Below are 12,748 nucleotides of genomic sequence, written 5' to 3'. Positions count from 1 at the left end.
GAGGTGATGACGTGACGAACCGGCTCCTTGCGGATGCGCTCAACACTATCGCACTGTTCGAGCGCGCCGAGGTTGAGATAGCCGAGATGCAACGAACACTCGTTGCTATCGGTGGCGCTTTAGACAGTACGTATGGCTCATTGATTCGCGAGTTCAGACAGGCAGAGGCCGACCTCGAAGAAATTCGATTCGGTATGTTGTGTGACGAGCAACGCCCGGCTGCCATCCTGCGAGTGGACAAGCTCAAGGAGTTGATCTTGGCAGAGATGGCGGAGAACCTGGATTGACGCTGTAACTATGTGCAACGCTCAAGATGACCTGGCGGCGACGGTGCGTGGCTCATCCACTAGCGGCAGGAACTCGACGGGACGGCTCGTCGCATCCCGCGCTGCATCGAGGCCGCCGCCGAGGTGGCAGCGCTCGGGCACGAGACGGCCTTCCCCATGCGGCCACCTATGCGCGCTCGCATTGCTGGGCCACCGTCTTGTCAGAACGCGCGTCGTTCGCCTCAACTTCGCCGACGGACCAGTGCTCGACGACACACGTATGACTACGACGACGCTGGCGATAGCACCGAGATCGCCGACTCTGCCACCTCCAAGCCTGACAGGCAGGGCTTCCACAAACGACCACTCCCCAGCGCATAACAACGCCTGGACGCCGGCCAACGGTCACCGCAATGTGTGGACCCACTCTCGCGAGGCTCGGTAGTGCCACACCATCCTGGTAGTCGTTCAGCTACGACATAGCCGGGGCGGGCTGTGAGACCCGCGCACGCGTTCGATGATGGCCGCGAGGTTGAGCGGTTGCTCAAGGCCATGAAGGAGCTGGGAGATCAGCCGCGCGCTCAGGAACTGGCGGTCTTGGCGTGCGCGCTGGATGAGGATCCGGAGGCCGCAGCCCTGCGTACGGTAGCGGCGGCGTCCGAGCTAATCGGGCGAGTCACGAAACAAACGAGTCGGCGCTGGTACACACCCTTTGGTGAAACCGCGCACCAAGCGCCGGCACCGCCTGGCCGAACAACCACGGATTCGTCAACGGCACCACCAACACCGCCACGACGCTCACCCACCTCGGCGCGCGTGACTACGACCCCGCCACCGGCCGCTTCACCACCGTCGACCCCCTCATCAACGCAGACGACCCGCAACAACTCAACGGCTACTCCTACGCGAACAACGCACCAGTCACATCCAGCGACCCCGACGGTCTGCTTCCGTATATCGAGCACGGCTACGACGGCGACTACTGCCTCTACCAATGCGGTTCATACGGCCCCGACGGCGCCAACAACCGCAACAACGGACGTGGACACCGCGGCCGCACCGAATGGGACTGGAACATCTACTCAGCACCGCCACTCGGTGACTGCTGCCGCAATCCTCACCTGAAGGGCTACCAGAAACCAAAGCCCAAACCCAAACCTGCCGCCCCTCGCCCCGTAGATCCAGACGACCCAAGCGCCGACCTCGGCAAGATGTGCATCAGCACCCCGTACGGCTACCAGGTGTGCCCGCCCGGTTCCAACGGGCCCACTCCAGCACAGAACGCGGCAGCCATCGGCGGCGGCATCCTCATCGCCGCCGGGCTCATCGTGGGTCTCGAAGCACTCGCAGGTTCTGCGGGCGCGGTGACCTTGGTGCGGATCCTCAGTAGACTGGCTCGCGGCAGTAGGTTAGTCGGAGGTCACTCTCTCGACGACCTGAGCGCAGCAGCAAGAGTGGCCGACCGGAATGGCCTCACAAAGGCTGGCCGCGCACTGATGAAACACGGTGACCGGAAAGGGAGTGTGTTTCCGAGGTCGACCGGAAACGCCGCTAGTCGAAACGAGCAAGAGGCAGGCAGTCGTTGACTCTATTCTCAATGACCCAAACGGACGAACAGAGGTTCTCAATAAGGTGATCAATATCTACGACTCGACGGGACGTGGCGTCCGTTTCACCAGGGACGGTAAGTTCATGGGATTCTTGGAGCCACGTTAATGGACGGTCATAGTCTCAGACTGGCGAGCGATGTATCCGAACGGGACGGTCTGGGCCTCGAACTGTACGATCCTGGCGGTGCGATGATCGCTGAGATTTTCAGAGACGATGAGTCCGGTCGAACCACGTTTAATGCCACGTTGTCGGCTCATATTCCACTCCAGGTTCTTGAGTGGTTCGTCGCGCGCGCTAAGGACAGTCTTTGATGGCTCCCGCACCACGAAGTTTCCATCCGTCACCACCGCTGCCCCATCGCAACTCATCAGCGGTACCGCCGCGCACAGGATCTCTTTCACCGACGAAGCGGCAGTGTCGGACACGAGAGCGCCATCCGCGCGCTCGAACTGGTAGGCCACAGCCTCCAAGGTGTGGCCGGTGTATGACCGCCGCCGGTTGAGCAGTCACCGCCGCCGCTGGGCTGATCAGGACGATGGGTTTCGCCGGCGCGCGACTACCGACCGCCGCACCTATCGCTAGCCGACCGCTTGACAAACCACTGCATTCACCTTGTTTGGCGGCTGCTGTACGCCATCATCTCTAGCTGCTGTTGGCTAGGTTGCCTGCGACTACTATTGGTGACAACGCCCAACGGGTTGACATCGCGTACGCCACGTTTCGTGAGGTCAGCTCTTGCGCGATATCAACCGCGAAGCGCCGCACCTGGTTGCGGCTTGTGTCGCCAACGCGGCCAACACAGACGGCGGCACGCCATTCGCGTGAGAGTCGTCTCGGTGCCATCGGCGATAGGACTGCACCAACGGAGCGGTTGCCATAAAACACTCTGGGCACACATCGCCCTGGAAATGCGAGACCAGCTCCTTAATCCACCGCCGCTGGGAATCTCTTCGACGCAATGAAACCGCAGGTCAACGGTTACATCTGCGAAATGGGAAATAGCTGCGAATACCGGCGGAGTAACGCGGAGGCGGTGCATTACGAGTGCGTCGCATCCCGCGGCAGAGGACCCCTGTCGCTGGCTCGCTGACGAGCTGGAGCGGCTACGGGCCATCCTCCGACCAGACGCAGACGGAGGGTGTCGCCCGTACGTACGTGCGCCGGACGATCTTGTGCATACGCGATCGGATCGCCTCTGGAACGATCGACACTGGGCGTCGCTGGAATACCGACCAGTGCATGGGGCTGCCAGTAAGTGGAGGATCGTCCGTACTACGGCTGATAAACCACAGGCTAATGGACGCAGCCGTATCGTTCCGCTGCCGTCATGAACGTGGTTCGCGCGGTGTTCCGGGAAATCTCGCGCGCCCACCGGCTGTCTGGAACAGAGTGAGTCGAAAGAAGCGACGCCAGTCCCGATGCCCCGAGATCCATGTCGGGTTTACCTCTCGCTATTCGATAGGGGTCAAGACGAATGTTTCGGGTCCGCGCCTCTTCCGGTGGGCTTACCCGATGCCGGGAAGGTAGGTGTGTGGGCCGTGTGCGCCGGCGGCGTCCCGCCTACGGCAAGGTCCAGTGTTGGGACGTAGCGCCATTGCAGTCAGAGATTTGCAGTTGAATGCCATCAGAGGTGTCACCGTTGGGCACATCCAGGCAGAGTCCGGAGTTTGGGTTGCGCAGCGAACCGTCCGTCCACAGCTCCCACACCTGCGCGGCCGTGCCGTTGCAGGGGTAGATATGCACCATCGTGCCGGGTGTGGTGGCGCTGTTGATCACGTCCAGGCATTTGTCCAGTACGTGTAGACGCTCGTCGGAACTTACCGTCCATTTCTGCGCGTTGGTGCCATTGCACATATAAAGTCGTACGGCTGCACCGTTCTCAGGGCTGCTGCTGTCTCCGTTGATGCATTTACCCCCCAGACCCACGATCGGACCGATGGCCGGGGCCGCGGCGACCGGGCTTGGGCTCAAGACGGTGCTGAGGCTTGGGGTCGGGCCGAGGCTCGGGCTTGGGCTCGGCCTTGAGTTCGGGCTTGAGCTCCGGCTCGGGTTTGGACTGAGGCTCGGGCTCAAGCCCGAACTGAGGCTTGGGCTGAGGCTCGGGCTGCGCTTGGCGTCCCCGACGTACCTGTCGACGGCCCAGGCGCCGGCGCCGGCACCGATACCGACCGCCAGCAGCACGGTCGCGACCCACCGAAGCCTCCCGGTGCGGCGTTCGGTCACCGGTTCCGGCTGCGGAGGATGCTCACTGGGGTCGAGAGGCGACCTGGTGGTCGGTGGCGGCGACGGATCCTCGTCCGGAGATGATGTTCGCGGTGGCTGCGCGGGAGAGGGACTCGCGGGCCATTGCGAAGCGATCAAAGCGGTGTCCGCTGCCGTTTCCGGCAGGTCAAACGCGCCTTCAGCGTGGTGACTTTCGACGATCTCCGCTACTTCTTGATCGGCTGGTTGATCGACTGGCTGGCCGCAATGTACGCATGTCGGGAAGCCCGGTAGCAGTGTCGTGCGGCAGCGAGGGCACATCGTAGGGAGAGTCATGAAATGTCACTCGCCTGTGCCGATGATTGCCCGCAGTGTGTTTGATCGACAAATGCTTCGGTGCGGTCGCGTCGCTGCCGTTCGATGGCCGCGCGGTGCGGCAATGGCGCCTCATGGGTGCAGGCGGCCAACTCGCGCCATGCTGATGCGGATTGGCGTAGATCGTTGTGCCAGCGGACGGCGTCGACCGGGCTGGCGGATCCGCCCATAGTCCAACGGTGCCAGTACCAAAAAAGCCGCAGTTCGGTGGACAGCCCTTCGTGTGCTGGCCAGCATGGCGGTAGCAAAACCCAGGGGTGGTACGCCTCTTGCAACCACTGTACCCACTCGGCCAGGCTTTTCCATTTGGTTGGATAGGATGCGGAGTCTTGCTGATCCCATACCCATGGCGCTTTTTTGGCCGGCTGCTCAGCCATTATTCGATCTCCCGATCTGTCATGCGTCCCGCTCCCGTACCCGTGTTGCCCGCATTGTCGGCTCCTTGATGCCCACCCATGGTCTGTGCGACGTGGTCGTCCTCGGCGTGAGGGTCGTATCCGGGTTTGTTCTCCGGCGGGCCGGCCGTTTGCGGGTTTTCTTCGCTGGCCTCGGATGCGTCGGGTCGTGGCTCGTCGTTATCAGGCTCATCGACGGCTTTGTCACCGGGGTTGGTCTTCGGCGGATTGGCTGTCTGCGGACGGTCATCGTCGACTTCGGGCGCATCAGGTTTTGGTTCGCCGCCGTCGGGGTTGTCGGCCTCCGGCTCACCGGAGGCTGGCTCGCCGATATCGGGTTTGTTGGTCCCCGGCTCGTTGGTCGTCGGCTTATCAGTCGCCGGTTGGTTGGTCGCTCGATCGCCAGATTCCAGTTCGCTTGACGTGGGTTCACCAGACTCCTGGCGTCTAGAACCCGGTTCGTTGTTCTCCGCTTCTCTGGAATCCGGTTCGCTGGACGCGGGATCGCCCGTCTCCGGGTCTGCGGACTCCAGATCGTCAGACTCCGGCGCGCCGGTCTGCGGATCACCGGAGTCGGGTTCGTTGGATCCTGGTTCGTTGGTCTCTGGTCCACTCGACCCTGGCTCAGCGGACTCTGGTTCGCCCGTTTCTGGCTCAGCGGATTCTGGCTCGTTGGAGTCCGGGTCGTTGGGTGGTGGACTGTTCGGATCACGAGAGGCGTTGGCAGGACTGGGTGATCCAGTGGCGGACTGATCTTGGGTTTTGTCGGGGTTGCTGGGCTGGTGGTTCGGGGAATCGCCCTGATCGTTATCGGGAGCGGGGTTCTTCGGCTTGATCTTGTCGGAAAGGTAGTTGCTGAAGGGCTTGAGGACGCCGGCCGCCGCGCCCCCCAAGTTGTTCACGACTGCGTCTCGGGCCCCGCTCAAACGTGTTGATATGCCGGAGATACGGCCCCCGAGATGTCTGTCGAGTCCGCCGAACGCTTCACCGACTACCTCGCCGATCGCTGGGCCGAGTTCGCGGAGGAATCGGGCACCACCAGCGCGCATGCCAGCGCAACTGCGCCGCCAACGACTCAGGTCCCGCCGCGGCTGATCGGAATCGCCGTTCTCGTTCCGTTCGCGGACTTCGTCTCGCCAGGCTTCTACGGCCTTACCGCCGGCTTTGCCGATGGCTTGTCCGACCAGCGCGCCCGTGTACTGACCTGCTGCCGCGCCGGCGGGGCCGCCGGTCCAGCCACCGACGACGAACCCGACTGCGCGCCCGGTCGAGCGCGCGGCGAGAACGCTGCCGGTCTTGACGACCTCCAAGCCGACGGTGCGGGTGACTTCTTTTCCGAGTGCGGGTTTGGGTTCTGGCGGTCCGGATTCCTCGGCATTGTCTGGCTCGTGCTGTTGCATCATGGAGCTTGGTCCAGGAATGCGCAGGCGGCTCCCAGCAACACGGGCAGGTTGTCGACCAGGTTCTGGGCAACGCTCAGAGGGCCTTGGCGGTCGTCTTGGGCGATCTGCTCGCAGGCGTCCCAGATCGTACGGCGGTAGGACTGACACCAAACGCTGTAGACGTCGATGTTGACAACCGCACGCGGATTCAGGTCTGAGTCACCAATCGTCCAATCGCCGACACTGCCCCGGCTGTTGCCCAGGCCAATACCAATGGCTACCAGTCGCAGGCTTGCGAGCTTCTTCGGCAGAAGATCATCGTCGTTGTTGACCGTCGTCAGCAGTCCAAGCCCCAGCAGAGCGTCGATAACGATCGGCGCGTCCTCGATGCCGCGGTCGCGGGACACACCGACCAGCGAGGCAGCGGTGTGGCGCGAGAACGCCGACAGCCAGATCAGATACTCACCCGGACTCAGTTCGTGGAACACGTCGGCAACGCGAACCCCCGCGACTGGTGCGGTAGTGGAGGTCTCGCTATCGAGCGGAAAGGCTTGTCCGAGCGGAAATCCGACTGGGAACAGGTATTCAGTCATTGTTGGAAGCCCTTGAATCCCTTGATTCGCCGGTATTCGGGAATCAGACCGGCTGGTCTGGTTTCCACGCGTTGAGGTGGATCGCTGCGGTAGAACAGCCAGGCGTGGAACGGTGGCAGCATTTGCAGGTCGCTGACCGGGAGGGCTGGACGGTAGAGGCTGCTCACCGAGTGATCGGCGGGTGCGGCGGCCGCCACGCCGGTAGGTGTCGCCGATGGGCCGATTCCGGCCGGTACGGCGCCGGGTCGGTAGGTGATCGACGTTTCTTTTTCCTCGCCGGCCCAAGCGGAGACGTTGGACAGGTCGGGGCCGTTGGACATGCCGCCGAAGATGAGTTTGGCAGTGGTGGCGGCGAGGATGCCGGCCTGCTGCTCGACGCCGTAGCGTGTCCGCAGCTGGGCCAGGCTCTGCGCGGCCCACATGGTGATGATGCCGCGGCCGCCGCCCTCGCTGACCAGCGACGGCAGGCTTTCGATCGGCGCGATGTTGGCGACCTCGTCCAGCGCGAGAAGCAGCGGCGACGTCAACCGGCCACCTTGTACGGCCGCGACTTCGGCGGCGCGTTGCGCGATGCTGTCGACCAGTCCGGCTACCAGCGGCGCGATGGCCTTCTGCAGATGCGAGGGGCCGATGATGAACAGCGCCGATTTGGTCGCCAGGAACTCGTCGAGGTCCAAGTCGTTCGCCGAGCACGACGCCAATACGGTGGGTTCGGCGGTGGCTTCCAACGCGTTTCGGGCCACCGAGAAGAAACTGCCGCGTTCCTTCTCACCCAACAGCGCAACCGCTTCAAGGTCGTCGGCCCAGATCGCCGCCGGGCTGCTCGATAGGCGCAGAATCGCGGCGGGGTCGGCGATTTCCTGGCGTGCCAGCCATCGCCGGACCTGCGCCAGCGGCAGCTTTTCCAGCGCCGCGGCGTGGAAGTACCCGCGTAGGATCGCGGCCGCGCCGGCGCGCCAGTGATCGCCACCCTCGATTCCCTGTCCCGCGACGGCCGTGACCGCCGCGACGCGCCGGTAGCACACGCCGGGCTGTTCGCAGTCCGCCAGCGGCGACCAGAGCAGCGAGTCGCGCGGGTACTCGCTGCCGAACGGGTCGTACACCAGCACCCGGCCGCCGACCGGTTCGGCGATCCGGCGCCGCCAGTTGCCGGTGAAGCCGAGAATGTCGCCGCGGGTGGAGGTGCACACCAGCGGCCCGTCCCACGACAACAGGGTCGGGATGATCAGTCCGGAGGTCTTGCCGTAGCGGGGTGGTCCGACGATGCCGACGGAGTCTTCCGGTGCGCTCCAGCACCGTCGGTACGCGCCGTCGGCGTCCCAGCCGAGGAAGACCTGCTGTCTGCCGGCGACCTGGAACGGTGGGATCGGCGGCCAGTCAATCTGCGGCACGCCCGTCAGTCCCTGTCCAGGGTGCTGATCATCGCGACTGGGATCGGGCGGGCTGGCGCGTCCGAGTCCGGCAACGGATAGTCCCGTCCAGGTTCCTCGATGGCTTCCAGGCGCAGCTCGTTGGGAGGATGGGTGGCGCAGATGGCCAGGTCCCACCCGTCGCGGCTGCCGTCGAACGAGCGGCGAAGCCGAGCCAGCACCAGGCGCATCCCGGCGCGGTGGCCGGCCTGCGCGGCGGCCCGGTCACCGCGGTACTCGGCCTCGCGCGAATCCGCCGCCTGCATCGGCACGATGAAGTACCGGAATGTCACCAGCACCGGCCAGAACACCAGCCACACCAGCAGGTGCACCACGGGGTGCCGAAAACGCGTCATCACGGCGGTCGCGGCCGCGTACAGGAGGTACAGCGGAAGCGAGACGCCACGGACGAAGGCGCTGGCGATCGCGTCGGCGTTGTTCCAGTGCGTCAGTTCGTGGCAGATGACCCCGGCGATCGCCTCGCGGTCGTAGTTGAACTCGTCCAGCAAACCCTGGTTGATCACCAGATGGCGGGTCCACGCCGACGCGTTGGGCGTACGGTCGTCGTTCAGCAGTACCCGGGGCAGACCGCGCAGGCCAAGCCGGCCGGCGCAGTCCTGCACGATCGGCATGAGCAACGCCTCTTCGCGCCTGCTCATTCGTCGCGCGCCGCTGATGCGCAGGATCCACCCCTCGAAAGCGATCCTGTACAGCACATAGAGCACCCCGACGAACAAGCCGACCACCAGTTGTGCGACCAGCGCGCCGACGGCGTGCAGTGGGTCGGCCTGGAACAACCCGATCCACGGCAGTACCAACCCGGCGAGGAATCCGGACACGGCGCCGACCAGGAAACCCAGCATTCCGCCGGCGACTCCGCCGATCTCGCCGCCGGTCTGCGTCAGTATCGAACCGACCACGGGAATGTCATGCGCCGTCGTACCAAGAGACAGCGTGCCGTTGACAATTCCCACCACAGCACCAAAGACACCGCCGACCATGGCCAGCACCAGCGCCAGCGGCACTCCGAACCAGGTCGCAAAGAACGCCGCGGAAACACCACGATAATTACGAAACAACCCGGCAGTCACCCACTGGCGCATACTCGGAAACCGCTTTGGCCAGTTGTCGACCACGTCACCGCGGACCAGCGACTGGTCACCCCCTGCTACCGGCTGATACGGCGAAGCCGGAACATGGGTTGTCGGGTGCGGTCCTCTAACGCCGGATCCTTGAAGCCCAGCTCCTCGTACGCCGGCTCTCCGGTATGGCCGCGGTGCGTTGCCGCTGGATGGCATCTGGTTCGGCGCCGGTTCACCAACAGCGGGAGGGTCGGGCCAGTTCGTTGCAGGAGTCGAGGGTTCGTCCTGGTTCCAGTCGTGGTTCACCAGCGCCACCATCCAGTGACGGCCTCACGTACGACGCTCCTCAAGCTGACCTCCGACATCCGTGCCTACGTAGTGCGCCAGATACTGCGCCAGCACAGCCCCGAGCGACTGCCGTCCCGCTCAAGGCCGTTGGCGGCATGCCGCGATGGTGGCAATGCGCGCAGGTCAGCGCCATGCTTTGGGGCCGGCCAACCCACCGGCCACATGTGGCTGGGCAACGTTTAGGGTCGAACGCTGGACTGTTCGGCCTACCGGAGGGCGTGGCGTGGCCAACGAGCTGGGGAATCGGTTGCGCGAGTTTCGCCTGCGGGTCCCCGGACTCACCCAGCCAAAGCTGGCGGTCGACTCCGGGATCGGGGAACGCACGATCCGCCGGCTGGAGAAGGGCCAGTACAAGAACCCAGGTGCCGTCACCGTGCGGCTGCTCGCCGAGGCACCGGTCCTCGGGCTGTCCGATGCCGAGAAAGCGGAGCTCATCGACTTGGCGGCCGGCGTACGCTCCGGCCGTACGGCCGGCGAGGGATCGCCGACCCCGCGCGGCTTTCGGCTGCCGCACCGGCTCGACCATCTCCACGACGCGGCCGAAGTGCTTGCGATCGAGGTTGGCAGACGCGCCAACCGCGAGTACGAGCACGAGGTGCCGCCAGACTTTCCGCCGGTACGGTGGCGGGAGGGGTACGATTCGGCGGCGATCGGCCACCAGGGCGAGGTCGGCGCGATCGCCGAGTTCTACCAGCAGCAGCGGCATCCGCGGCTGGTCGTTCTCGGGAAAGGCGGTTCCGGCAAGACCGTCGCCTCGCTGCGGCTCGTACTCGATCTGCTGCGTACGCGCGGCGCGGACGATCCGATCCCGGTCGTGTTCCAGATCGGCTCGTGGGATCCGAAAACCCCATTCCGTGACTGGATCAGGGGGCAACTGCTCCGTGACTATCCGCATCTCGCGGAATCCCTGCCTGGCGAACTGACGCTGGCGGCGGCGTTGACCGAGGTGCACGCGATCCGGCCGGTCCTGGACGGGTTCGACGAGATCTCGTCCGACCTGCGCGGCCGTGCGTTGCGGGCGCTCGACCACGTCCGGATGCCGTACGTCCTCACCAGCCGGCCACAGGAGTACGCGGACGCTGGCGAGGGCCTGTCCGATGCTGCGGTCATCCAGCTGATCGACCTAAACCCCGACGACTGGGAAAGTTACGTACTGCCCGCCACCGAGAACCCGCGCCATCCCACCCGAACGGTCGGCGACACCATCGCCACCCCGCTGCTGGTCACCCTCGCCAAGACGATTTACCGCGACACGGGTGACGCCGATCTAGACGACCTCTGCGACGACAACCGCTTCGCCGACCGCGACGCCGTCGAGCGCCACCTCCTGGCGGGCTTCGTACGCTCCCGGTTCAGCGCCGGCGGAAGCCGCGACTGGCCGCTGGACCAGGTCGATCGCTGGCTCGGCTATCTGGCCTGGCACACGCGCAAAACCAACACCAGGGACATCGCGTGGTGGCAACTCGGCTGCGCCATGAGCCTGCCGTCTCGCGCGATCATCATCGGGGTCGTGGCCGGACTCGCCGTGACGCTGGCTTTCCTGGTCTTGGGCACCGCATCGGTGATGCTGACCAGCGGCAGGCCGTTGCTGGCCACCCTGCAACTGGAGTCCCTGGCCGCGCCTCTCGACGGGACCGCGGCCGGACTCGCCGCGGGCCTGATCTATGGCCTGGTACGTCGGCGCCGGGCCGCCACGCCGGGACCGTCACGTATCGCGGCCCGGTTCGGCCGCGGCCGGCTCCCCGGCGCGGTGTCGATGCGAGCTCTGCGAACGCGCACGTTCCGGGCCTGCCTCGGCGGCCTCGCGTTCGGCATCGTGTACGGCATCGTGTCAGGTTCACTCGGTCTTCCGCTGGCCCTCGTGCTCGCCTACGCAGTGGCCGTCGCCGTCACGACCGCGGTCGGTGTCGCCGCCGTCGTCGCGCTCGCCTCCTGGCTCGAATCGCCGGCCGACGCCGGAACCGCCGCATCGCATCGCAACTTCCTGGCGGCCAACCGTCGTACGGCGTTGACACAGATGCTGCTCGCCTGGCTCGTCGGCGGCCTGATCATGGCGCTCGGCATCGATCCCCTCGGCCACGTCGCCTTCGAACTTCTCCGCAACCTCGCACCGCAGCTGACCGCCGGCCTCTCGCTGCCGATCAACGCCGTGGAAATGATCGTCAGCGGTGTCACTGGGGGCGCCGTCGTGGCGCTCGCGTACGGCATCTGCCTCACCGCGTGGGGCCAGTGGATCATCCTCAGCCGTCTCTGCCGCTCACCGGCCAACTACCGTGGAACCTGCCGACCTTCCTCGACGACGCCTACCAGCGAGGCGTGCTGCGCCAACCCGGGCCGGTGTTCGAATTCCGACACGAGCAACTTCGGCACCACCTCGCGGACCGTACTCGCTGATCCCGGCCAGCCACAGTTGGCCGGCAGGTGGCCGGTCCGCGACATCGCGCCTGACCCGCGTGTATTGCCATCATCCGGGACATGCTGCAGAACGCGCCGGACCTCTGGGAGATTCTCCGGGCTCTGGCCGGCGACAATCCCTGGCTCATCCTGCTCGTCGCCGCCCTGAGCTGGATCGCGATGTTGTACGGGGTCTACAAGACCTCCACCAAGGGTGCGCGGCACGCCAACGAGCTGGTTCGCCGGCTGCTCCGTCGACAGGACCGGGTCCACGTCATCACGGTCATCTCCCGGTTCGTCGCCGCGTTCCTGCTCGCCCTGATCCCGGCCGGCTGGCTCATCACCGCGATTCCGTGGGGCAACGTCATGCTCTACATGATCGCCGGCGGCAACGTGAACTGGTTCGACATGACCATCGGGTCGGTCGTCTACTTCGCCTACACGACGCTCGCCGGCGCCGGCATCACCGCCGCCTACCTCGCCGAAAGCCCGGCGGCCGGCCTACGCTACGCGCTCGCCGCAGTACTACTGCCCGGCATCCCAGTGCTCATTCTCACGCTGATGATCAGCGAAGAGCCGGGATCGTTCTGGGTCGTGTTCTCCGGTTTCACCTTCATCCTGGGCTATCTTCTCGCACCGCCGATCATCATCGGCTGCATCCGCCTGTGCACCGTACCGAGACTGGCTTGAG

The 12,748-nt window shown here is 65.2% G+C and carries 10 protein-coding genes and 1 pseudogene; 4 read left to right on the top strand and 7 right to left on the bottom strand.

From position 1 onward, the window contains the following. Window positions 1–11: 11 nt before the first annotated feature. Window positions 12–287 carry a hypothetical protein gene (locus GNX95_RS31145; RefSeq protein WP_163511244.1) on the top strand — a complete coding sequence of 92 codons (276 nt, stop codon included), beginning with the start codon at window positions 12–14 and terminating at the stop codon, window positions 285–287. A 737-nt stretch (window positions 288–1,024) separates the two neighbouring features. Beyond that, window positions 1,025–1,852: pseudogene (locus GNX95_RS44495) on the top strand (RHS repeat-associated core domain-containing protein); the annotation flags it as partial. Window positions 1,853–1,978: 126 nt separating this feature from the next. Here GNX95_RS44495 and GNX95_RS31135 read toward each other — a convergent pair. The 7 genes from GNX95_RS31135 to GNX95_RS31105 all read right to left on the bottom strand — a co-directional run bounded on the left by GNX95_RS31135 (window position 1,979) and on the right by GNX95_RS31105 (window position 9,369). After that, window positions 1,979–2,338, bottom strand: a complete 360-nt coding sequence (locus GNX95_RS31135) for a hypothetical protein (protein WP_163511243.1) — start codon at window positions 2,336–2,338, stop codon at window positions 1,979–1,981. Between the two features lie 1,099 nt (window positions 2,339–3,437). Continuing rightward, on the bottom strand, window positions 3,438–4,100 hold the full coding sequence (locus GNX95_RS31130) for an RICIN domain-containing protein (RefSeq protein WP_163511242.1): 663 nt from the start codon (window positions 4,098–4,100) through the stop codon (window positions 3,438–3,440). Between the two features lie 311 nt (window positions 4,101–4,411). Continuing rightward, window positions 4,412–4,831 carry a hypothetical protein gene (locus tag GNX95_RS31125; RefSeq protein ID WP_187369727.1) on the bottom strand — a complete coding sequence of 140 codons (420 nt, stop codon included), beginning with the start codon at window positions 4,829–4,831 and terminating at the stop codon, window positions 4,412–4,414. Next, complete coding sequence (locus GNX95_RS31120) at window positions 4,831–6,252, bottom strand: hypothetical protein (RefSeq protein WP_163511241.1); 1,422 nt, start codon at window positions 6,250–6,252, stop codon at window positions 4,831–4,833. The genes GNX95_RS31125 and GNX95_RS31120 overlap by 1 nt, the downstream gene beginning before the upstream one ends. Then, on the bottom strand, window positions 6,249–6,824 hold the full coding sequence (locus tag GNX95_RS31115; RefSeq protein WP_163511240.1) for a hypothetical protein: 576 nt from the start codon (window positions 6,822–6,824) through the stop codon (window positions 6,249–6,251). Before GNX95_RS31115 ends, GNX95_RS31120 begins: the two co-directional genes overlap by 4 nt. Then, window positions 6,821–8,215 (bottom strand): type IV secretory system conjugative DNA transfer family protein, encoded by a 1,395-nt coding sequence (locus GNX95_RS31110; protein ID WP_163511239.1) that lies wholly within the window; start codon window positions 8,213–8,215, stop codon window positions 6,821–6,823. The genes GNX95_RS31115 and GNX95_RS31110 overlap by 4 nt, the downstream gene beginning before the upstream one ends. Window positions 8,216–8,220: 5 nt before the next feature. Beyond that, entirely contained in the window at window positions 8,221–9,369 is a 1,149-nt protein-coding gene (locus GNX95_RS31105) for a M48 family metalloprotease (RefSeq protein ID WP_222854063.1), read from the bottom strand. Window positions 9,370–9,886: 517 nt separating this feature from the next. Here GNX95_RS31105 and GNX95_RS31100 point away from each other — a divergent pair. Beyond that, window positions 9,887–12,226, top strand: a complete 2,340-nt coding sequence (locus GNX95_RS31100) for a helix-turn-helix domain-containing protein (protein WP_163511238.1) — start codon at window positions 9,887–9,889, stop codon at window positions 12,224–12,226. Further along, the gene (locus tag GNX95_RS31095) at window positions 12,139–12,747 is read left to right on the top strand and encodes a hypothetical protein (RefSeq protein ID WP_163511237.1); all 609 of its coding nucleotides are present in this window, start codon (window positions 12,139–12,141) and stop codon (window positions 12,745–12,747) included. Before GNX95_RS31100 ends, GNX95_RS31095 begins: the two co-directional genes overlap by 88 nt. Window position 12,748 lies beyond the last annotated feature (1 nt).

The organism is Fodinicola acaciae (genome assembly GCF_010993745.1).
GTDB classification, from domain to species: domain Bacteria; phylum Actinomycetota; class Actinomycetes; order Mycobacteriales; family HKI-0501; genus Fodinicola; species Fodinicola acaciae.
This window is presented reverse-complemented; position numbering and strand designations above follow the sequence as displayed.